Consider the following 22,110-nt stretch of genomic DNA (forward strand, 5'->3'; position numbering starts at 1 on the left):
TCCTACTGATTGGCGGTCAGGAGCAGCGTGGCAAGGGTATTGCCCATGACGCGAAGATTGGTGGGCCGATCGAGCACGATCGCTTCGGTCGGTGAATGGGGAGCGACGTACTCCATTCCGGAATCCAGGGTGAGACCGGGCAAACCCATGTCCTGAGGAATGGCTGAATCCGACGATCCACTACGCATGGATGGCTCCATGCCGCCGGAGCGAATGGCCGATACCGCATTACGCAAGAGCATGGTGTCATCGGGGATATGGGTGACGGGGCGCTCTATCGGCAGCACCGTTTCGATCTTGGCTGCGACGGTTCCCTTAGCGCCGCCCCGAGCCGCGTTTTCCGCGGTGGTCCCGTCAGCCACGGCCTTGCGAAAAAACATGTCGAGGCGATCCAGATCAGCGGCATTCGTAGAGCGCATGTCGACTGACATAGAGACGCTCGCAGGGATCGTGTTGATCGATGTGCCCCCGCTAACTAGGCCAACGTTCCAGACGGTGGTCCGGTCCAGCGGGCGATAGCGGTCGAAGCGCACGATCGTCTCGGCCATGGCCGTCGCCGGGTTCACCGTGCCGAAAGCAAACATGGAGTGGCCTCCCGGCCCCTTGTACGTGACGGTGTAGCGCCGCACGCCGATACCGACATTGGTGATCCCGCCCGTATTGCCCGGCTCCAGACCGATGAATGCGCTGATGCGTGAGTGATAGGGGCTGCGCTGCAGCAGATAACGCACCCCACGGAACGCGCCGCGTTCTTCCTCTCCGACGTTGGCAACGAACAGCAGATCCTGCTTTGTTTTCACCGCTCCGGCATCCAGCGCCCGAACGAACGCCAGAAGTACGGCCACGCTTACGCTGTTGTCGCTGATACCCGGCGCAAGCAGGCGATCGCCTTCGCGCCGCACCTTGATCGGCGTGCCTTCAGGAAAGACCGTATCGAGATGCGCACCGATCGCAACCATCGACTGATTTCCAGTACCGGGCCGGATGCCGACGGCGTTGCCTTCCTCGTCAATGTGAACATCGCGAAGTCCTGCCTCGCGCATCATCACGGCCACGGCGCTGGCTCGCTCTGCTTCCTTGAACGGGGGTGCAGGGATTTCTGTGATGCGGATCGTTTCAGCCACGATACGATCATAATCGCGAGCTAGATGCGCCTGTGCGGCCTTGAATGCCGGATCGCGTCGTAAAGCCTCTGCGGTGACCGGCTGCGCGGAGGCTATCGGCGGGAGGGCCGCCAGCATCAGGGCGCCGGGCATGAAGTATCGGATCATTGTCATGCCTTCTTGCGAGGAACGCACAGGATCGCTCCTGCAGACAGAAGTGCCATCAACGCGAACATGTAGAAGTTGGTGGCTACCGGCCAGCCCAGTTGCGCCAGCGTGGCTCCCATCATCGGACCCGCAATCGCACCTGAACGCGAGAAGCTGAGACACCAACCCACTGCCGTTGCACGCAGGTCTGAGGGGAAATAACTCGCGAGATAGGCCGTCACGAGCACGGCGGCCGACACGCTGCCTACACCGGCAGCGGCCACCACCACATAAGTCACGCCGAGCGGCCAGTGGTGAGAGAGCATGAGAATGGCTCCCGCGCCCATGGTGAAGGCCGAGGCAATGGTCGGCCCCCTGCCCCAGCGATCCGCTGCCAGGCCAAGGACGACACCACCAACCGAAGAAGCCAGCGCAAACACACCGAGGAACAGGATGCTGGGGCCGAGATCATAGCCGGCACTGCGCATGATTTGCGGCAGCCAGGTGTTGAGACCGTAGACCACCACCATGCCGAGGAACGTCGTTGCCCAGAAACCAGCGGTCGCCTGTCGGTTTCCGTGTGCGAATATCCGCAGTGCATCCGACCAGGCAGGCTTTCGCCGGTCGGATGGCAGCATTCCATGCGCGAGTGCCACACCGAACTGGTCCGCCACCGCCCGAGCCCGGTCCTCTCTACCCGCCCGCATGAGGTAATCCGGCGATTCCGGCAGGAGAAATGCCAGCACCGGCAACAGAATTAGCGGAAAGGCTCCCAGCATGACCACCGGTCGCCAGCCATGCGCGGCGAGCAGGAAGAATCCGGCGAGGGCAGCAGCGAAGATGCCGATCGAGTATCCGGAATACATCATCGCATATTCGCGGCTTCGCCTTTCGGGCGGTGCGAATTCGGTCACGAGGGCCGAAGCGACCGGGATCATGCCCCCGACTCCTATGCCGCTGACGAGGCGGCAAAGCGCAAAGAGGAGCGGGGTGGGCGCGACGGCGGCAAGACCGGTCGCAGCGGAAAACAGGGCGATGCAGCCCAGGAAACAACGACGACGACCGACCTGATCGCTCAGGGTGCCCAGCAGGAAGCCGCCGATGAACATCCCGATTAGGGCGCTGCTGGCGAGCATGCCCGCTTCCACAGGGGAGAGTTTCCAGACCGGGTCAGCCATCAGACCGGGAAGAACAGCCCCGAAGACTCCAAGATCGTAGCCTTCGGCGAACAGGCCGATCCAACACAGCGCCGTCACTCGTGCAGGGCTGGCAGTACGCGGCGTGGAAGAAAGGGGTATGCTACTCAACGTCCTACCTTTCGAAACCGCTGTCAGATGGCCTGAAGAACTGCCGACAGGGTAGCTGCGTCTCCGCCGAGTGCCAGCACAAGCATGACAACGATCCGCAGCTTCTGGGGTGAGAGGTCTCCTCCGGCGAGAACGCCCGCGCGATCGAGAAAGGCCTGAGATACGACGTTGCCACGCGCCCCTCGGGTCGCCTGTACCACGATCACCCCCTGCTCTGCGGCAGCAGCCAGCGCCGGGGCTTCACCGTTCGCGGGTCGTCCGGGCAGAAGACCCGCTGAGACGATGCCACGCGCACCTGCCGATACGAAGGCCTCGATGGCGGCACCATCGGCGCCGGCATAGGAATAGGCGATGTCCACCCGCGGCAACCCGGATGCTCCACCTGCGATGGCTTCTCCCAGGTCGACCGGAAGTTGCGTGCGAGGCACGGCGCGACGAAGCGAGATGGAACCATCCGCCTCGACCCGACCCAACGGTCCGAACTCACCGGCGACGAAGGCATCGAGCGCGCCCGAACTGTCCTTGGTCACATCCCGTGCGGCGAAAATCAGGTTGTCGATCACCACAAGGACGCCCAGCCCGCGGGCCTGAGGTGCTGCGGCGACGGCAAGCGCCGCCCGCAGGTTGGCCAATGCATCCGACCCTGCCGTGTTGGCGGGGCGCTGTGCGCCCGTCAATACCACGGGCATATCGCCGCCATGGACCAGCGAGAGGAAGAACGCCGTTTCCTCCAGCGTCGCCGTACCATGCGTGATTACACAACCGTCGGCTTCGATACCCTGGACCAGGCGGGCAAGGTCGAGCCAGTCAGCCGGCGTTATGCCGGTGCTGCCCAGCGCCCGGAAGTCGACCGGAGCCAGAGCGACGTCCAGGCCTGCGGTGGCTCCTTCAAGCAGATCGGCAATCGGACGAACGATGCCGCTCTCGCCATACTCGACCCAATCGAAGGGATGGCGCGCTTCCATTGCGAAAGTGCCGCCGGTGCCGACAATGGCGATCCGGGCCGTCACGTCCGTTCGAACCGGACCAGGAGGGCGCCACCTTCCACCCGCGTCTCGTACTTGCGCACGTCGCGGGTCAGAGGCTTGCACAGTGCCTTGCCGCTGCGCACGTCGAATGCGCCGGCGTGCAGGGGGCATTCGATCTCGTAGCCGTCCAGATCGCCATCCGAGAGCAGCGCGTTCCCATGCGAGCACAGATCGTCGATCACGAAGACTTCCTCATCGACCACGAAGATACCCAGCTTGTGCCCATCGACCACGACGCCGCGGCATTCGCCGCCGTCCATCAGGTCGTCCAGGTTGCCGAGATCAAGCCACGGCACGCTCACAGCGAACCCTGGCGTGCGAGCTGTTCGGGAGAGAACATGCGCATGGCGCCGGTCAGCTTGCTGACCTTGGCGATCCCGCGACGTTCGCAATAGGCTGTGAGATCGTCGAGCAGTTTCACCATGGCAGTAGGCTGGACGAAGCTCTGCGTACCCATCTGCACGGCCGTGGCGCCCGCCAGCATGTATTCGATGGCATCCGCAGCATTGGACACGCCGCCGCAACCGATCACCGGGATCGAAACGGCCTGTGCGCATTGGTAGACCATCCGCATGATCACGGGCTTGGTGGCCGGACCCGTGATACCGCCCATCAGGTTGGCGACGCGCGGCTGCCAGGTCTCGATATCGATTGCCATGGCCAGCATCGCATTCGCGGTCACAAGCGCATCGGCGCCACCATTCTCCGCCGCCCGGGCGATCACCGCGATGTCTCCCACGTTGGGGGAGAGCTTCGCCCACACCGGCAGGTGCGTTGCCGCCTTCATCGCGCGGATCACTTCCTCAGTGGCGACAGGGTCCATCCCGAAGGCAAGTCCGTCCTTCTTGAGATTGGGGCACGAGATGTTTGCTTCGATCGCAACGACGCCCGAGTCAGACAGCTTGGCTGCCAGCGCCCCGAACCCTTCCGTCGTATCGGCGGAAATCGACGCGACGATCGGCGTGTTGAACTTCTGGTAGAACGGGACGGTCTTGTTCAGATAGTAATCGGTGCCCTTGCTGGGAATGCCGATCGAGAACAGCGTGGAGTTCTGAAGCTCGGCCACACGCGGCGGAGCGTTCCCTTCACGCAGATCGTCGGTGAACGTCTTGGTGACGATCGCACCGAGGCGGCTCAGATCGAAGACGTCGGCCATGCCCTCGGCCAAAGTGCCGGAGCCCGGCATGATCGGATTGGCGAGCGTGATATCGCCTATGCGTACGGAAAGATCCGTCACAGCACGGTCTCCTCAAGATTGAATACAGGTCCGTCCCAGCAGACGCGGCGATAGCCCACGGTGCGCGTTCCATCTGCTGCAGTGTTACGAAACGGCATGACGCAGGCAAAGCACATGCCCAGAGCACAGCCCATCCGTTGTTCCAGCGCCACCTGCCCGGCGATCCCGAATTCAGTCGAAAAGTCCTGCAGCAGCCGCGTCAGCCGCTTTGAACCGCAGGTCGCGACGAAATCTATCGGGCGATCGGCATGAACGCGGCGCAGCAAAGCTTCGAGCGATGTCGTGTCGCTGTTTCCCACGTCGTCGGTCACGATGACCACTTCTGCACCGTCACTGCGCAAGGCGTCTTCCGCCATTAGCAGGGAGGCCATGCGCGCGGACAGGATCGCAGTGACCTTTGCTCCTGCAGCGACTGCCTCCTGCGCCAACGGCGCAAGGGTCGCGAGCCCGACGCCGCGGCCAATCATCACGACATGCTGCGTGCCCCTGGGCAAAGTGAAGCCCTGACCGACCGGTCCCAGCGCATCGAGGGTATCGCCCTGCCCGAGCGTAGCAAGGCCGCGGGTGCCGCTGCCCTGCACCTTGTACAGGAAGTGCAGCTGACCCTGCTCACGGTCAATGCGATGAATGCTCATCGGACGGCGCAGGAAGTTGCCCGATTCCCCGTCGGGCGGGCACATCAGATGAAAGAACTGGCCCGCTTTCGCCGCGAGCGCGATTGCAGGCGCATCGACGATCAGCAGGCGATATTCCTCGTTCACCCAGTCATTGGAGACGATGGTGCAGAGGTTTTCCGCAACGGGAAAGCTGTCACCGGCTCCGGCTTCATCAGGTTTGACCGCGCAAAGGCTCATCGAGAAAATTCCGTCGCTACAGGAACCGGCATGTGGCCGGCAGAAAGGGGAAATATCTGGACCTGCTCGAACCGCATTGTCGCGATCAGCCAGGATCCATCAAATTGACGTTCGAACCGCTGACGGGTGATACCGCCGAGCAGTACCGGCGCGACCTCTCCGTCGCGGATACCGATCTGCCACAAGCGCCAGCGCGTCTGCGCGGTATTACCATCTAGCGCGAATTCGGGTGCGAGATAATAGTGCAGCGCAAAGTGCCACGGGGGACGGGCGAACCACTCGGTCAGACCCGTGCGCCCGGTAATCTCTCCGCCGAACTCGCCGCCCTCCCAGACGGCATCCTGCGTAAAGCACGATGCCTGCCCTACCGCAGCTGCGGTCATCGCCTCAGCGGCGACGCGCTGACGGTCTGCTCCGTACTTCGCATCGGCAAAAGCCGCATAGCGCGCCTGGGTGTGCTGGATGGCCAGTTCGGCCTCGACCCGCGCCAGCCTGGCTTCGATATCGCTCATGCGAGGGCCTTCAACGCCTGCACCGGATCGCCAAGCTGCGCATCTGTCACCGGTACGCGATCAAGGATCAGTCGTTCGACATGCTTGCGCTGCTTGCCCTCACCCAACAACACAGCGCCGACCAACCGGTCGCCGTCGAGCTGGAAGAGGCAGGCTTTGCCCGTTGCCGGATCGCCGCGTACGACTTCGCGATCACCGGCGCAGAAGCCCACGACCTGGATGTTGTGCCCGAGCTGATCGGTCCACATCCACGGCAGTTCCGAATAAGGCTCCTCACCGCCGAGCAGGATTTGCGCGACGGCCTGGGCCTGATTTTCGGCATTGCGCCAGGTTTCCTGCCGCAGGGCACGGCCGTAGATCGGGCTGCTGGAAAGCGCCACGTCGCCGACCGCATAGATATGTTCGTGCCCTTCAACGCGGCAATGCGCGTCAGTGGGGACGCCATCGGCCCCGGCAGCCACGACAGAAGCGAAAGCCGCCGTGGCGGGCGCCGCGCCCGTCGCGAGCAGAACGGTATCGGCCGCGATCACCGACCCGTCGTCGAGAATGACAGCATCGCCGTGGATCTCGGAAACGCCCCTGCCAAGACGCAGATCCGTGCCCGCTGCGCGGTGCTGCTCAGCCAGCCAGTGCGATGCACTGGGAGAGAGAATACGCGCCATGACCCGCTCGGCGGGCTCGATCACGCAAATCGCTACGCCATGCCCACGCGCACTGGAGGCAACTTCGAGCCCGATGACGCCCGCACCGATTATGACGAGGTTCTTCGCCGCCGTGATGGCGGACTTCAGGCGCAGGGCATCGTCGATCGTGCGAAGGACGTGGACGTGCGAAAGGTCATTGCCGGGGATCGGAGGTCGACGCGCGTCGGCTCCAGTTGCGATCACCAGGCGGTCCCACTCGATCGTCTCTCCGTCAGCGGTGCTGACGGTCCGCTCGACCGGATCGACAGACGTGACCCGACCCACCCGACGCTCGAACCTGCAGGCCTCGCTTGCTTCACACACAGGCAGGCTGAATTCAGCGACGTCCTGCTTTCCAAGGAGGAACTCCTTGGAAAGCGCAGGCCGCTCGTAGGGAATATGAACCTCCTCACCGACAAGCACGATCTCGCCCGCAAATCCGCCTTCGACAAGATGCTGAGCAACGCGCCCTCCCGCATGTCCGGCGCCGACGATGAGGACGCGGGTCATGCTGGTGCCCCGGGAACGCGCACGAGTACGCGGTAGAGCAGTCCGCCGTTTTCGCCATCGCAGCGCCATTCGCGCGGCTCACCCGGAGGGATCACGATGCCCTCGCCGGTGGAGAGGTCATAGACCTCGCCTGCGGCCTCGACATGGAACTCGCCTTCCAGCACGGCAGCCACTTCCTCGAAAGCGTGGTCATCATGCGGAGACAGCGTCTCGCCGTTCACGAACCGGCGCAGTGCCGCCTCGAGATGATCCCCACCGCCGGAAGTCGGGGCGCCATGGACAGGCGTGGGAATGGTGGTGCAACCTGCAGTTCTCATGCGGCATCGTCCCGGTTCTTAAGCGGATAGTACGGTGCACCGTCTTCCGGGCCGAACTCGGCGCGAGGCGGCGTCACCACGTTGAGACGCATGCTGGCGCCTTCAGGACCCATGAAGTTCTCGCCGTAGTGAGACAGGCCACCCGGGATGACCAGGGCCATGTTGGGCGCCATGTCCGTCACTGGGTCTTCGGGATCGCCGAGGCCCGGCCCTTCGATCACGTTGCAGCCGCCGATGATCTGGAGCGAGATTTCCTCGCCATGATGGTGCGCCTTGGCCGGAATCTCCGGCCCCTTGGGCGCAACGAACTTGACCACCGAGACGCTGACGTTCGTTCCAAACAGGTGCTTGGTGTAAAGGCCATCCTCGACTACGGTCTTCAGACCCTGGTCGATGGCGAAAACGCGGCACTTGGCCATAGCAGTTCTCCTCAGTGCGCCGGACGCAGGACGAAGTCTTCCTGCGCCGGAAAACGGCGGGAATCGTAGCCGTCGATGACTTCGGGCTGATGGTAGGACTCGATCGCCGGAGCGATCTCGGCCAGCGAGAGCAGCATGTGGAACAGCGGCTTGTCGTCTTCGGGCATCTCGGCCAACGGCTGTCGATCGAGATAGGCGACAATGCCCTGAACTTCGGGAATGATCGCATCCGCGAACGCCTGCAGGTCATCCTGCGGCAGGCTCAGGCGGCGGATGTTGCGCTCGGTTTCGGTCGCCAGGCACCAGGCGCTGAACGGTTCGAGCTGTGCGAATTGAGTGGGAAGCATGGGCGTGTCCTCAGGCGGGGATCGGCTCGGCCGGCGTGCGGCCCAGAACGCGTTCGATGACTTCGAAGGCATGGCGGACCATGATTTCGTAGTCCTGCAGGATCATGTGCGACTTCGCGCCGGTCTCACAGGCGGACTGGGTGCGTTCGAGGGTCGAGAAGTCCTCCAGCAGCACGTCACGCAGCTGGACCTTCATGTACTCCTGGTAGAAGCGGCCGCCCGCAGTCAGCATCTCGGGATAATAGACGCGCGCCTCAACCAGGGTACGATCATGCGCGATCGGACGGAAGTTGTAGGCCTGAAAATAGTTCGGGCGCAGCGACAGATAGAAGTCCGGGAACACGACATTGATGTCGAACATCCAGTCCGGGCTTCCGGTCCAGTTCACGCCTTCGGGAAGCTCCTCCATCGGGAACTCGTAGCGTGCACCGCCTGCTCCAGCCTTCAGGGCGGCTGCCGAAATCGGCTTGGCCGCCGCAGATTCTGCCAGTGCCTCCTCAAGCGCTGCACCGCCTGCAGTCACGGCCTTGGGATTGCCGTAGACGGTCTTGGTGTTCCCGGCGAGCGAGAGGCGGCGATGATAGTCGCCGCACAGGCCGTCGAGCGGACGCATCGAGCCACCGCTCTCGGTCTTGATCGAATCCGCGATCGAATTCCCGTGAACGTAGGCGACGTGGTAGGCTTCCTGGAAGGCGTCGAGCGCCAGCTTCCAGTTGCAGTCGACCTCGGTGGTCCACGAAAAGCACGAGGTCATCTTGTCGAAGGGATAGCCTTCGACGTTGCCATACATCGGCTCCATGAAGTCGGCGAGCGTCATCGCCGGATTCGGATCGACGTGGATGAAGATGAACCCTTGCCAGATCTCGCAGGCGACGGTCGTCAGACCATACTTGCAACGATCGAGGTCGAAGAAGCAGTCCTCGTCGGGCACCCCGGTCAGGTTGCCTTCGAGGTCGTAGGCCCAGCCGTGGAACTTGCAGAAGAACTTACGGGTGTTGCCGCGTTCCTCATAGACAATCTGGTTCATGCGGTGCGCGCACACGTTGTGCATGGCGCGGATATCACCCTTCTTGGTGCGCACGATAATGATCGAGGCATCGCACGCGGGCAGGTCCTTGACGAAGAAGTCCCCAGCCTTGGGCAGTTCCTCTACCCGTCCGACATGGAGCCAGGTTTTGCGGAACAGCTTTGATTTCTCCTCCTGCCAATACTGCTCGCTGATGTAGGGCTCGATCGGGATCGGGCCGCGACCGAGCTCGGGGTATTTGTCGTGGAGGCGATGGGGAACTTCGGTCACCGGGTTGCTCCGATTGTAGGCGTTGGAAGTGGGCCCCGGGCCGCCTTTCAGGCGCCCCAGGATGCTCGCATCAGAACTTTGCGCGAGCGGCGATGTAGAAGCGTCGGCCGAGCGGATCGTAAGTGCCTGCATCGGTGTTACCGAGGCGACCACCGACGACCGGCGGTTCACGATCGGTTAGATTGTCGATCCCGCCGCGCAGTTCAAAGCCGTCGGTCACGGCCACCCGGCCGAAGAGATCGACCGTGTTGTAGGCGCCCACACCTAGCAGCACAGCACTCGGCGTGGTGATCGAGGTGTAATCGCGCAGAGCGCTGAGATGGCGCCAACGCACGCCGAGACTCCAGTCATCGGCCTGGTAAGTCAGCGTGGTGTTCACACGCCAGGGCACATAAGTGTTGCCGCTACCGATAGTGCCGGCCAGGTCGATGTAAGCGGCGCCCGGCAGGTTCTGGATCTTGAACGTCTCGAGTTTGTTGACCACGACGTTCAGCAGAAGATCGCCGGGGTTGCCACCGAAGCCGACCGCTTCGAGCGGGATGCGCCAATCGAACTGCGCGTCGATCCCGCTGGTCTTGTACCCGCCCAGATTGAGGTAGGGCTGGTTGAGGTTGAAGATCGTACCGTCCGCATTGCGCACGATATTCTGGCAGTAGACGCTCGACTGCGCATAATTCGGGTTCGAACCATTGGCGTTGAAGCAGTTCGCCACCATCGTCGGACCGGTGATCGTGCCAATCGCGTCCTTGATCGAGATGTTGTAGTAATCGACCGAGAGGGTCATCCCACGCAGCAGGGCGCTGCCCTGGAACGGGGAGTCAATCACTGCGCCAATTGTATAGGTGTCGGCCGTCTCGGGCGAAAGCGCCTTTGAACCGGTCGTCGTCCCGGGCACCTGCGTGTAGTTCGCCGAGTACGTATCAATTACGTTTTGCGGAACGCCTTGCGCGATACAGAGCGATCGCACCTGGGCCGCATTGGCTCCGGTACGGTAGGCCGAGCGGACGTCGCAAGGATCGCCGCCGCTGGGCGCGGATCCAAGGTTCGAATAGTTGACGAGGCCGCCCTGGAAGAGTTCGCCCACGTTCGGCGCGCGAACTGCACGCTGATAACCGCCACGCAGGCGGAGACCGCGCGCTACTTCCCAGTTGATGTCGGCCTTGTAGGCGCTGACACCGCCAGTAATGTTGTAATGCGAATAACGGTAAGCCGCATCCAACTCGAGCTTGCGGATCAGCGGAAGGTCAGCGAGCAGTGGCACGAGCAGTTCCGCATAACCTTCGACCACACTGGTGCTGCCCTGCGAGGAAGCCGCCGAGTTAAAGCCGATAACCTCAGGCGGGTTGGGGATCAGCAGCGGATCGGCGGTGAACTTGTAGCCTTGCCGGCGATAGTTGCCACCCGCTGCAAAACGGACCTCTCCTGCCGGAAGATCGAACAGCGCGCCCTGGACGTTGCCCTCGATATTATCCTGGGTCAGGCGCGTACGGCTGTCCGTCTCGGCGGTGAGGTAGTTGATGCAGTCGGCGGAAATAGGCTGATTGCCGAAGACGTTAAGGCCACCCTCGCAGATCGACCGGCCGCCATCTCTTGCATTCAGAAGCGTGCGGGCAGCCGTCATCGTCACTGCACCGCCAGTGATGCGGTCATGCACGATTGTCTCGCCGTGCGAGCCGAACAGCTCCCAGCTCAGGTCCATGCCCGGGAGGCGCCCCCTGAGGCCCGCAGTGATCTGGTAGACGTCGTTCTCGTGCTCAACGATGCGGCGACCTGCATCGGTGAAGCGCTTCACGACCGTGAAGTTCGCGTTGGGCTGCGTCCGCGACGCGAGGATCGTTGCGAGATCAGCCGGGATGAACGGATTTGTCACTGGAACGCTGAGGGCAGTGTTGCCTTGCGCAAGCGTTCCCGAGCCATTATTCACCGTCGTGTAGTTCGTGTACGAACCCTGGACATAGGCATCGATGTTGTCGGACACCTCGTAATCGAGACGCGCAAACCCGGAGTAGCGGGTCATCGGTGCCAGAAGATCGACTTCAACGTTCGGGTCGTAATACAGAACGTTGCCGCGTGCGGAGTAACCGGTTGCAGCCGAGCCGCTGCGGAAATTACGTATTCCGTTGTTGTCGGTGAACAGGCTTCCGTCGTTATTGAAACCCAGGATTGTCGCGGCGGGAATTGCGGAGCCTACAGCGCCGTACGTTGCGAACACGGAATTGACCACGGCCCCATTGGGCAGGTTGCTGGCTGTCGGCGTGTACGTACCGGTCGGCAGGGTGTTCGAAGCCGAGTTGCTGCCACCTTGCGAGAACGCCCGGCTGTAGAAATCCCGGCTGCCAGTCTTGACCGTATCACGCTGATAATATTCGCCAGCGACCATCAGGTGACCGCGACCACCGAACAGCTTTGTTCCCGCAAGCAGCGAATAGTCCCGCGTTGCGCCGTCCCCCTTGCCGGTCAGGCTGTGCTGCGCGTCGAGTTGAAGACCATTGAAATTGCGCTTCAGCTTGAAGTTCACCACGCCCGAAATGGCGTCGGAGCCATAGACAGCCGATGCACCGCCGCTGATGATCTCGACATTGTCGATGAGAATCGCAGGGAGGGTGTTGATGTCGATAGCAAGCGAGGCGCTCGAGGGCTGCAGACGCTGACCGTCGAGCAGCACCAGGTTGCGCGACGGGCCAAGTCCGCGCAGGTTGAGCGTAGCCTGACCGCTGCCAGCAATGTTGTTGGCGTACGCCGTGGCGCCAGGCACGAACTGCGGCAGCTGGTTAAGCTTCGCCTCCAGCGTAACGTCGCCACGTGCTTCAAGCGCTCCCGCGCCGACGGTGACGATCGGGCTGTCTGCAGCAAAATCGCGGCGCGCGATCCTCGAGCCGGTGACGACAATGTCGTTAGCGGCCTCGTTATTGGCAGCGACACTTTCGGACGCACCGGATGAGGCATCCTGCGCACTGGCGGATGCGCTGACGATCGCCAGCGCGGATGCTCCGATCAGCGTGGCGACGTGAAAAGCGCACTTGGCACTACGGCTCCCATGCGACCGGGAAGACTCATTTGTCATGGTATTCAACCCCCTGATGCAACCAAACTTTTTTGTTCGTTCCTGCCGCCGACTCTCGAACCCGGTCAATCTTGATAAACCGAGCATCACTCGTTTTTGGCTTGACGTCAATGCCCTTTCGGGAGAGACGGAAAGATATTGTCGAAAGGCCCCATATCCGCTGAGTTTCGGCCAGGCCGGTAATGCCTTCCACGACCTCAGTCGTCACGAAAAGAGCTACTCCATGCGCCTCTTCAGCTATTTCCGCAGCTCCGCGAGCTACCGCGTGCGCATCGCCCTCAACCTCAAGGGCGTGCCCCACGAGGTCGTGCCGGTAGACCTCGCGACTGACGCGCATTTGCGATCACCATTCGCTAAGGACAATCCGTTCAAAGGTGTCCCGGCGATCGAAACGGACGATGCTGTTCACGGTCAGTCGATGGCCATCATCGAGTGGCTGGATGAGGCATTTCCTGCAAATCCACTGTTACCCACAAAGCCGTCGGAACGGCTTCTCGCTCGCGAACTCGCGCTTGCGATCGCGACTGAACTGCATGCTCCTCTCGGCCGCCCGGCCATTCAGCACATCAGAAGTGAGCTGGGCGGTGACCAAAACGCAGTCGCGACGTGGCAGCATCGCTGGCTGGAAAAGACCCTTTCAGGCGTCGAGCAGCGCCTCGAAGATCGGGAAACCTTGAACTTCCTGTTTGACCGGCCTGGCTATTTCGAATGCGTCCTCATTCCGCAGGTCTACAACGCGCGCCTTTCCGGTTTCGATCTTGGACCATACCCCCGGCTGCGCAAGATCGATGAGGCATGCGCGCGGTTGTCGGCGTTTCGAGCTGCCCACCCGGACGCCCAACCAGATAGCCGCGACCAGATCTGAAATTTCTGCCGCTGTTCGCGACACTCATACACCAGAGGACCTTATGGGCAGGCGCCTGACACTCCATATTCTCGCCGGCATGATCCTGGGTATCGCAGCAGGCTACGTGCTCCACGCCAGCATTCCGGCCGGCGATCCGCATCTCAAGGAATGGGCCGGCTACTTCCGTTCGCTGCCCGACGTGTTCCTGCGGCTGATCAAGATGATCCTCGCGCCGCTGGTCTTCGCCACCATCGTGACCGGCATCGCCGGCATGGGCGACAGCGCCGCGCTGGGCCGCATCGGCGGCAAAGCGCTCGCATGGTTCATCACCGCAAGCCTATGCTCGCTCGGGCTCGGCCTGGTCCTCGTCAACCTGTTCCAGCCGGGCGTCGGTGTCGGTCTGGACACCACCGAAACCCTGGGCGACCTGCAGACCGGCGAGCTGACGCTCCACCACTTCATCCTCGAGATCTTCCCGGCCAGCCCGCTGGCGGCGATGGCCGAGAACAACATCCTGCAGATCCTGGTCTTCTCGGTCTTCGTGGGCGTCGGCCTCACCGCCATCGGCGAGAAGAGCGCGCCCATCGTGCGCGTGACCGAAGCCCTGTCGGAGCTGATGCTGCAGATCACCGGCTATGTCATGCGCTTCGCCCCCTTCGCGGTGTTCGGCGCGATCGCGGCGGTGATCGGCACGCAGGGGCTGGGCATCATCGTGACCTACGGCGTGCTGGTCAGCGAATTCTACTTCGCGATGTTCCTGCTGTGGGTGCTGCTGTTCTGCGCAGGCGGGCTGTTCCTGGGCAAGCGCGTAGTCACGCTGTTCCGCTACATCCGCGAGCCGCTGCTGCTCTCGTTCTCCACCGCATCCTCGGAAGCCAGCCTGCCCAAGCTGTTCGAGCAGCTCGACCGGTTCGGCGTGCCGCGCCGCATCTCGGGCTTCATCCTGCCGCTGGGCTACAGCTTCAACCTCGACGGTTCGATGATCTACATGACCTTCGCGTCGATGTTCATCGCTCAGGCCTATGGCATCCACGTGCCGCTGATGACGCAGATCCTGATGCTGCTGACGCTGATGGTCAGCTCCAAGGGCATCGCCGGCGTGCCGCGCGCCAGCCTGGTGGTGATCGCAGCCACTCTCACCCAGTTCGGCCTACCGGTGGAAGGCATCGCCCTGCTGCTGGGCGTCGACACCTTCCTCGACATGGGCCGCTCTGCCACCAACGTTGTCGGCAATGCCGTGGCGACGGCCGTGATCACCCGATCGGAAGGGATGCTGCAGCCGCTGATGGGCCCGGATGCGGATGTGCCCTCTGCGTCCTTGCATCAATATGCCGATCAACAGACGACAGTCCGCATATAGAACTATATATGGTCGGACAGTGAATGTCTGCTATCTTTGTACAATCACCGCTAAGCCGACTGTCACAATAGCCCCAATGCCGGCCATTCCTGCGCGCTCAAGGCTCAGCTGGCGAAAACGATTGAGTGTTCAAGTCGCACGTCGTCGAGGAGTCGCTCGATGGCGGAACGCTGCCTATCTGTCCCGCTGGGCCTGAAATCCCAATTGCAATGAGGATGGGTTTTGGGGTCGCGAACGATGATCTTGCCGAGAGCTCGACGCCATATTTGCGATGTGCCACCGTTTTCCCGAATGAGCCGGGCAATCAAAATCTGTTCGAGGTCCGATGCAGTCATTGCATCCACTTAACCGCCACCTACTGCAAGACAAGCGCAGCGTCAGGTAGATAGGGCAAAAGGCGACGCCTCGCTGGGGGCGCCGCCTCTCCGATGTTTAGTCGTTAAGCTTGTCTTTGATGCCCTTGGCAGGGGTGAAGCTCAGCTTGCGGGCGGCCTTGATCGTCATCGCTTCGCCGGTGGCCGGATTGCGGCCTTCGCGCTCTGGCGTGTCCTTGACCTTGAACTTGCCGAAGCCGTTGAGCGAAATCTCCTCGCCCTTGGCAGCGGCATCGGCGATCGCATCGAAGACGGCGTCGACGACCTTGCGCGCATTTGCCTTGGTGAGCCCGGCATCGGTAGCGATCGCCTCGGCCAGATCATTGTTGTTCATAGCTGTTCCTTTTTCTTTCAATAAACGGCGGGCCTTACCGCCGCCCGCCAAATCCGTCACGTCCGAGCGCGTTCGCCCGACAATTGTTGAGTTTGCAGGCCGTAAGCTTAGCCAGCGTCTTTCTCGCTCGCCTTCGGCGTGCGTGCCATCCGCTTGGCCCTCGGCGCTTTGCCCGGATTGGCGGGCTGCACAGGTTCAGAGGGTTCTTGTCCCTCGGCTGCAGGATCACCGGCGCCCGGCGTCGCCTGTCCTTTACCGAACAGCCCTAGTTTCCCGCGGGGCTTGCGTACTGAGGTAGAAGCCGGTGCCGGCGCGGCAGCCGGCGTCGCCTCGGCGATTGGAGCAGGCACGACGTCAGCTGTTGCGTCCTCCTTCACCGCAAGCTTCTTTCTGCGGTTTCCCGCGCCGACCGACCCGGAAGTCGGGCTGCCCCTGGGCTTGGCTTTCGCCTCGGCCGCGAGTGGCTCGGCGGAAGCACGCTTATCGTCCTCGGGCACCGCAGCAAGTGGCCGGGCATCTTTAGCTTCTAATGGTTTGGTAGCCGTCTTCTTCTTCTTCTTCGCCTTGCCCGCAGGTTTCACAGATTTCGGGGCCACGCCCTTGGCGGTCGGCAATTTCACCGCAGGGGTCTCCACAGCCAAAGGCTTGCTGTCGGCAGCGGGCTCAGTGCTCGCTGTAGAGACAGGCGTGTCTACCGACCTTTCACCGCCTTCGGCGATGGCAGGTTTTGAGCGATTACCAAGACCTATCTGCTCGGCGATTGCGCGGCGCTTGGCTGCAAAATCCGGGGCTACCATGGGATAATTTGCGGGCAGTTTGTACCGCTCGCGGTAGGTTTCCGGGGTCAATCCATTCGCAGCCAGGTGGCGTTTGAGCGTCTTGTACGGCTTGCCGTCGATGAGACTGAGAAGATGCGCGCTCGACGCTTGGCTCTTGCGGACCGAAACCGCTGGTGTGAATGTCTGCTCTTCTTCGGCCACCGGGTCGGATACCGTATCTTCGGACAGCGCGAGGCGGGTTTCACGGATCAGCCGCGGAAGATCGTCGGAGCCGACCGTGTTGTTGGCGAGATAAGCGCTGAGCAATTCTACAGTCAGGGCCGTAAGATCGGCGGCGTTTTCGGTTTCAGCCATAAGGGATAGTGTTCCTGCTGTGTTGAATCGACGTGGAGATTGCGACGCGCTGCTTGTCACGATGAATGAAACTTTGCGCAACGGATAAAGTGCCAGACAGGGGAACGCATCGGTTCCCTGCCAGTCAATCAGATAAGATCGGATCGCGGGGCGAACTCCCCCAAACGTCATGCTTCCGCCGCAAGAGTGGCCATAAACACCCATGCTAGTAACGCATGCAATCCGGGGATGAGCATGTGCAATACGCGCAATTGCAAACTCCTTGGCGCATCATCATATGCCGCCCTGCCTTTCAGGCATCCTCTCCCAAAACTTTTCAAGCCGACCTTCGGGTCGGCTTTTCTTTTTGGCGCACAGTCTTCACCTGAGGATGACCTTGATGCCCACCCGCCGATGATCATCGAGCGATCCCCTGCCCGTCAACACGTTCTGCGCCGGTTGTCCGCCAGGTTATCCACAGTCCAGCCTGATTTCGGCAGCGGCCCGCCATCTATCGTCAGCGAAGCGCATGCGAGAGCTCACGGATGAAGATGGTCTGTGCGGGCCCTCCAATTGGGAAACGCCGTCTACCTCGTGACGCTGCGCGGTAACTCTGGCCCGCCCATAAGCGTTCGCAAGGGTCAATCACTCCCCCCCGGGTGACAAGCGAGCGCGCTTCGTCGCGTATGCCGTGGACACGGCCCCGCCTTGTGATCATAGCTCGCCTCATGAACTCCCCGCTCACTACCACCATCCTTCAGGTCATCGAACGCGCGCCGCAGTGGGTCCGTCATGACCTCGAGGCCAAGGACGCGGTAATCCGCGCGCGCGCCGAAGAAACGCTGGCAGCCATGATTTCAGCCGCGCTCCAGGACACGCAGAACCAACCTCCAGCCTGATTGGCCCGTCAGGTGCCCTCTCCTTCTGATTGCATGGCGCGCCAGGCTGCCGGCCGAACCATTCTTCCGGTACGTCTTTGATGGAGCCGAAGGAGACAATCGCGTGATTGGCAAAATTATTGGAGCGGTCGCCGGCAACCAGGCTTCGAAGCACGTACGAGGCCTCAATGGAACGGGCGGAGCCCTTCTGGGTGCCGCAGTGCCCATCCTGCTACGTCGGCTGAGCCCGCTCACGCTCATCGCGGCAGCAGCCGGCGCATACGCCGCCAAGAAACATGCCGACGGTCAGAAGGCTGAAAAGCTGCCGGGCGTAAGCCCCAGCGGTTTCGTTGAACCCACGCGTACCCAGGCCTGACGCAAGGCGGGGCACCCGCCGGGGTGCCTCGCGGGCTCGCTGAGCGCTCAGCCCAGCTTCTTCATGAGCCGTCCGGCCGCGCCGTTTTCTGCCGCGAGGTTGCGATTGTAAGCAAGCGGCATGCGCGGGCTTTTCCAGCGCAGCGCATCCATGATGCCCGCGAGATCCTCGCCGCTGGCGAAAAGATCCTGATTGAGCCCGACACGCGTGGAATGTCCGCTGATGCGCTTCAGCCAGTGCTCGAGATCATCCCCTGTCAGATCAGGCAAGGCCCCCTTCTCGAACGCCCGCCGGATGATCGCGCGCCATATCGGCCCGATCGAGCCAGGATGCAGCGCGGCATCGCCGATGCTGTATTCGGTACGCGCCGGCACGGCAGGCTTGGGCAAGGCCTTGCGCCAATCATACGCTTCGCGCCCGGAAAGCGTCCTCAGATCTCGGCCGGGTACACGGGCCCTCGCCTTGTAGCGGCGCACGAAGACCCGCCGGAACACCGCGCCCTCGCTGATCCTAGCCGCGTCCATCCAGGCATTCACCGCACGCACGGTCCGCGGCGACAGGAAAGCGGTAGCCCCCTCCCCTTCGCTGTCGCTCTTGCTGCGAGGGATCGCAAGCAGCCGCGCATCGGGATCGGTGGCGGGCAGGATGTGTCCAACTTCGACGGCGACCAGTTCGCTGGCCCGCAGCCCGGTATCGTAGGCCAGACTGAGGAGCGCGCGATCGCGCAGGCCGACGAGATCCTCGGCACAGCTTTCCAGCAGTGCGCGCAGATTCAGACCCCGTGCCGGGTCGCGTTCGATGTCCGAGACAGCACCCTTGAAGCGCAACGGCGCCGCCTGGCGCTGGGCCACCCCCTTTTCCTTACGGATCGCCGCCACCGTCAGCTTGACCAGCGGGGCTATTGTGGGATCGATCAGGCCCAGCAACTGATGGAGCCGTGCGATCGAGGCCTTGTAGCGCGCCAGCGATGCGGGACGAGCCCCCTGCCCCGCCCGGCTCTTGAGATAGTCCGCAACGTCCTCGGACCGGGCCGGCACGGTGATGCGACGTTGCTCGCGGCACCACAGGTCGAAGGCGGACAGGTCCGAACGCAGCGCTGCGAGCGTGTGCTTCGACGCCGCCGCCTGGAAGGCCTCGAGCAAGGCGGCATCGACAACGACGCGTTCCGCGGTGCGCAGCGAGGTGATCAGCGGCACCACGGTCCCGCGCATGCCCTCTGGGTCATCGCGGCGGGATCCCCCCGATAGCTGGGAACACCTCAAGGTTTGTTTGCTACGCAACGCTAAGCCGGACAAAGCACGAACCTCGAAGAATTAGGGCGATTTTCTGCCGCCGATGCCATCGACGACAATCAGGGCTAACCTGACCCCTTGGGATCAATCCGACTCTGGTGAGGTGGAGCATGGCTCGGCGAAATCTGCTGACACAGGACGAGCGCCAGCGGCTGTTTGAGCCGCGGACAGATCATTTTTCCGTTATCCGGAACTACACACTGGCCGCAGAAGACCTGGAAATGATCGGCAGGCGACGCGGCGACGCCAACCGGCTGGGTGTTGCTGCCCACCTTGCCTTGCTGAGACACCCTGGCTTCGGCTTGCACGCAAACAGCGACCTTCCCGAGCCTGTGCTAAACTACCTGGCAGCTCAACTCTTCGTTCCGACGACAGCGTTCCAGACGTACGGGCATCGCCAGCAGACGCGCACTGATCACGCGGCTCTCGCCGCCGGCTACCTGGATCTTCGAAGCTTCACGCGCGATAACCTCGCTCACGCTATCCAATTGGCCGCGCGGGCGGCGGCTCGGAGCGATCGCGGCGAAACGATTGCGCACGCTTTGATTGAAGGCCTCAAGGCGGAGCACTTCATTCTACCGCCGCCCGACACGATCGAGCGTGCGGGGCTTGCCGGCAGGGCACGGGCGCGCAAACAAGCCGCCGCTGAACTCGTCGCCGCACTGGACGTCGAGACCATGGAACGGCTCGACGCTCTCCTCGTCAACGACGCGGAATTCGGTATGACCCCGCTCGCGTGGCTGCGAGATCTGCCTGGGGCACCGTCGACCAAGAACATCAATGCCCTGCTCAGGCGTCTACAGTATGTACGAAAGCTTGGTGTGAACGCCAGCCTTGGCCTTGCAACGTCGGGGTTCCGGTTTGGCCAGTTCGTTCGCGAAGGCGCGGTGGTGCCCCCCTTCCTGCTGGCCGACTATACCGCAAACCGCAGACGCGCGACACTCGCCGCAGCCATAATCGATCTGGAAGCGCGGCTCGCGGACGCGGCCATAGTGATGTTTGAACGGCTCATCGGCGGGATTTTCACTCGGGCCAAGCGAGGGCAGGAACGCCGGTATCAGGATGCGGCCCCATCGGTTGGCAAGTTGATGCGCCTGTTCGGCGCTACTATTGCCGCGCTCGACATGGCAGAAGAGACCGGTGGTGATCCGCTACTCCTCGTCGATGAAATGGTGGGCTGGCATCGCCTGATGTCCGCGCGTCCACACGTGGATGCCTTGGCAGCGATTGGGCAAGAAGATGCGCTGGTGCTCGCGACCCAACGCCATTCGACGCTGCGGCGGTTCTCCGCGAATTTTCTCGATACCTTCACATTCCGCGCGTCAGGGGCCGGATCCAATCTGCTTCCCGCGATCGAACTGCTCAAGGAATTCAATGGCAAGCGCGGTTCGCAGCTGCCCGAAAGTCCGCCTATGCCCTTTGCGAACCGGCAATGGTCCAAGCTGATTGAGGTGGTCCCGCCTTCTTGGACAGTTTGGCGTCTGATTTAAGCTAATCCGGTTTGTCGTTCATGCCGCCATTCTGGTCATCAGATGATGGGGGGCATGCCCCCCATCATCTGATTGCGTGATCCGCCTATAGGCCTCTGCCGGGGTTTGCCCGGCCAGACCCGAGTGCGGCCTCAAGGTGTTGTAATAGGTGATCCACCGGGCAAGGCCAGTGCGAAGCTCTGATCCGGTTTCGAAGGCATGGAGATAGACGCACTCGTACTTCAGGGATCGCCAGAGGCGCTCGATGAAGACGTTGTCCATCCAACGCCCCCGACCATCCATGCTGATGCGAACCTCGGCTTTGCGCAGTACGCTGGTGAAGGCCTGCGACGTAAACTGGCTGCCCTGATCCGTGTTGAAGATCTCGGGCTTGCCATAGCGGGCAAGCGCCTCCTCCAGCGCCGCGACGCAGAAGCCAGCATCCATCGTGTTCGACAGCCGCCAGGCCAGCACCTTGCGGGTCGCCCAATCCATGATCGCTACCAGGTACAGGAAGCCACGCCGCATCGGGATGTAGGTCACGTCGGCGCACCACACATGATTGGGCCGCTCGATCGCCAGCTTGCGCAGCAGGTACGGATAGATCCGGTGCTGTGGATGCGGATCGCTTGTGCGCGGCCGCTGATAGATCGGTGTCAGGCCCATCTTCGCCATCAGCCGCCGCGCCCGGCGGCGACCAACATCATGGCCTATCCGCTTCAGATGCCGGGCCATCTGGCGGCTGCCATACCATGGGCAATCAAGAAAGGTCGCATCGATCACTTCCATCAACGCCAGCGTCTCATCCGTCTCGGGCACTGGCGTATAATAATAGGCCGATCGGCTGATCGAAAGCAGCCGGCATTGGGCAGAGATTGACAGGCGTTGGTGAGCAGGATCGATCTTCGAGCGCCTCCGTGCCACGCTCATCGACCGGAGGCTTTCGCTAAAAAATCCCGCTCGATGACGAGTTGCCCGATCTTGGCATGAAGCTTTTCCAACTCGGCCTCGCTGGTCGATTTCGTCGCTTCGCCTGCCCCTGAGAAGGTCGTTGCCATGCCATCGACCGCCTGACGCTTCCATGCCGCGATCATCGTATGATGCACGCCATGCTTGGCGGCCAATTCCGCCAGCGTCAGATCACCACGGATCGCCTCCAGCGCCACCTTCGCCTTGAAGTCTGCAGAATACCGCTTTCTCGTCGTCTTCATTCCCGTCCGTTCCTCACGTCGGGATTAGCTTA

At 62.3% G+C, this 22,110-nt stretch carries 22 protein-coding genes; 5 read left to right on the forward strand and 17 right to left on the reverse strand.

Annotation, left to right across the window (positions count from 1 at the left end):
• Nucleotides 1-2: 2 nt before the first annotated feature.
• The 13 genes from L284_RS36735 to L284_RS36790 all read right to left on the reverse strand — a co-directional run bounded on the left by L284_RS36735 (nt 3) and on the right by L284_RS36790 (nt 12,825).
• Complete coding sequence (locus L284_RS36735) at nt 3-1,271, reverse strand: M20/M25/M40 family metallo-hydrolase (protein ID WP_021234337.1); 1,269 nt, start codon at nt 1,269-1,271, stop codon at nt 3-5.
• 2 nt (nt 1,272-1,273) lie between these two features.
• The gene (locus L284_RS36740; protein WP_081674005.1) at nt 1,274-2,557 is read right to left on the reverse strand and encodes an MFS transporter; all 1,284 of its coding nucleotides are present in this window, start codon (nt 2,555-2,557) and stop codon (nt 1,274-1,276) included.
• Nucleotides 2,558-2,580: 23 nt separating this feature from the next.
• Nucleotides 2,581-3,567 (reverse strand): asparaginase, encoded by a 987-nt coding sequence (locus L284_RS36745; RefSeq protein WP_021234339.1) that lies wholly within the window; start codon nt 3,565-3,567, stop codon nt 2,581-2,583.
• A complete protein-coding gene (locus L284_RS36750; protein ID WP_200861661.1) occupies nt 3,564-3,881 on the reverse strand; it encodes a non-heme iron oxygenase ferredoxin subunit in 318 nt (105 codons plus the stop codon). Before L284_RS36750 ends, L284_RS36745 begins: the two co-directional genes overlap by 4 nt.
• A gap of 2 nt (nt 3,882-3,883) precedes the next feature.
• Entirely contained in the window at nt 3,884-4,822 is a 939-nt protein-coding gene (locus L284_RS36755; RefSeq protein WP_021234341.1) for a dihydroorotate dehydrogenase, read from the reverse strand.
• Nucleotides 4,819-5,676, reverse strand: coding sequence for a dihydroorotate dehydrogenase electron transfer subunit (locus L284_RS36760; RefSeq protein ID WP_021234342.1), 858 nt, complete (start codon nt 5,674-5,676; stop codon nt 4,819-4,821). The genes L284_RS36755 and L284_RS36760 overlap by 4 nt, the downstream gene beginning before the upstream one ends.
• Entirely contained in the window at nt 5,673-6,188 is a 516-nt protein-coding gene (locus L284_RS36765) for a nuclear transport factor 2 family protein (protein ID WP_021234343.1), read from the reverse strand. The genes L284_RS36760 and L284_RS36765 overlap by 4 nt, the downstream gene beginning before the upstream one ends.
• On the reverse strand, nt 6,185-7,381 hold the full coding sequence (locus L284_RS36770) for an NAD(P)/FAD-dependent oxidoreductase (protein ID WP_021234344.1): 1,197 nt from the start codon (nt 7,379-7,381) through the stop codon (nt 6,185-6,187). Before L284_RS36770 ends, L284_RS36765 begins: the two co-directional genes overlap by 4 nt.
• Nucleotides 7,378-7,698: a cupin domain-containing protein gene (locus L284_RS0124265; RefSeq protein WP_021234345.1), complete on the reverse strand. Its 321-nt coding sequence runs from the start codon at nt 7,696-7,698 to the stop codon at nt 7,378-7,380. Before L284_RS0124265 ends, L284_RS36770 begins: the two co-directional genes overlap by 4 nt.
• The gene (locus L284_RS36775) at nt 7,695-8,117 is read right to left on the reverse strand and encodes a hypothetical protein (RefSeq protein WP_021234346.1); all 423 of its coding nucleotides are present in this window, start codon (nt 8,115-8,117) and stop codon (nt 7,695-7,697) included. Before L284_RS36775 ends, L284_RS0124265 begins: the two co-directional genes overlap by 4 nt.
• 11 nt (nt 8,118-8,128) lie before the next feature.
• Entirely contained in the window at nt 8,129-8,464 is a 336-nt protein-coding gene (locus L284_RS36780) for a hypothetical protein (protein WP_021234347.1), read from the reverse strand.
• 10 nt (nt 8,465-8,474) lie between these two features.
• The gene (locus L284_RS36785; protein WP_021234348.1) at nt 8,475-9,761 is read right to left on the reverse strand and encodes an aromatic ring-hydroxylating oxygenase subunit alpha; all 1,287 of its coding nucleotides are present in this window, start codon (nt 9,759-9,761) and stop codon (nt 8,475-8,477) included.
• A gap of 70 nt (nt 9,762-9,831) precedes the next feature.
• Nucleotides 9,832-12,825: a TonB-dependent receptor domain-containing protein gene (locus L284_RS36790; protein WP_021234349.1), complete on the reverse strand. Its 2,994-nt coding sequence runs from the start codon at nt 12,823-12,825 to the stop codon at nt 9,832-9,834.
• Between L284_RS36790 and maiA the strand changes: the two genes are divergently transcribed.
• Nucleotides 12,824-13,690 carry a maleylacetoacetate isomerase gene (maiA, locus tag L284_RS36795; protein WP_235054379.1) on the forward strand — a complete coding sequence of 289 codons (867 nt, stop codon included), beginning with the start codon at nt 12,824-12,826 and terminating at the stop codon, nt 13,688-13,690. The genes L284_RS36790 and maiA overlap by 2 nt on opposite strands.
• 43 nt (nt 13,691-13,733) lie before the next feature.
• Nucleotides 13,734-15,032 carry a dicarboxylate/amino acid:cation symporter gene (locus L284_RS36800; RefSeq protein ID WP_021234351.1) on the forward strand — a complete coding sequence of 433 codons (1,299 nt, stop codon included), beginning with the start codon at nt 13,734-13,736 and terminating at the stop codon, nt 15,030-15,032.
• Nucleotides 15,033-15,464: 432 nt separating this feature from the next.
• Here the strand turns inward: L284_RS36800 and L284_RS36805 are convergent, their stop codons facing one another.
• Together L284_RS36805 and L284_RS36810 are read right to left on the reverse strand one after the other, a co-directional pair.
• Nucleotides 15,465-15,740, reverse strand: a complete 276-nt coding sequence (locus L284_RS36805; RefSeq protein WP_021234352.1) for an HU family DNA-binding protein — start codon at nt 15,738-15,740, stop codon at nt 15,465-15,467.
• A 107-nt stretch (nt 15,741-15,847) separates the two neighbouring features.
• Complete coding sequence (locus L284_RS36810) at nt 15,848-16,873, reverse strand: MucR family transcriptional regulator (protein WP_021234353.1); 1,026 nt, start codon at nt 16,871-16,873, stop codon at nt 15,848-15,850.
• A gap of 707 nt (nt 16,874-17,580) precedes the next feature.
• On the opposite strand from L284_RS36810, the gene L284_RS48405 reads away from it, so the two are divergent.
• Entirely contained in the window at nt 17,581-17,751 is a 171-nt protein-coding gene (locus L284_RS48405; RefSeq protein WP_021234354.1) for a DUF6771 family protein, read from the forward strand.
• 103 nt (nt 17,752-17,854) lie between these two features.
• On the forward strand, nt 17,855-18,106 hold the full coding sequence (locus tag L284_RS36815; RefSeq protein ID WP_021234355.1) for a hypothetical protein: 252 nt from the start codon (nt 17,855-17,857) through the stop codon (nt 18,104-18,106).
• 47 nt (nt 18,107-18,153) lie between these two features.
• Here the strand turns inward: L284_RS36815 and L284_RS36820 are convergent, their stop codons facing one another.
• Complete coding sequence (locus tag L284_RS36820) at nt 18,154-19,317, reverse strand: tyrosine-type recombinase/integrase (RefSeq protein WP_021234356.1); 1,164 nt, start codon at nt 19,315-19,317, stop codon at nt 18,154-18,156.
• A 191-nt stretch (nt 19,318-19,508) separates the two neighbouring features.
• Between L284_RS36820 and L284_RS36825 the strand changes: the two genes are divergently transcribed.
• Nucleotides 19,509-20,888, forward strand: coding sequence for a DUF4158 domain-containing protein (locus L284_RS36825; RefSeq protein WP_021234357.1), 1,380 nt, complete (start codon nt 19,509-19,511; stop codon nt 20,886-20,888).
• A gap of 18 nt (nt 20,889-20,906) precedes the next feature.
• Here L284_RS36825 and L284_RS36830 read toward each other — a convergent pair.
• A protein-coding gene (locus L284_RS36830) for an IS3 family transposase (protein WP_152524674.1) occupies nt 20,907-22,078 on the reverse strand; the annotation gives its coding sequence in 2 pieces (ribosomal slippage) (nt 20,907-21,814 and nt 21,814-22,078; 1,173 coding nt in all).
• Nucleotides 22,079-22,110 lie beyond the last annotated feature (32 nt).

Source organism: Novosphingobium lindaniclasticum LE124, assembly GCF_000445125.1.
Lineage (GTDB): Bacteria > Pseudomonadota > Alphaproteobacteria > Sphingomonadales > Sphingomonadaceae > Novosphingobium > Novosphingobium lindaniclasticum.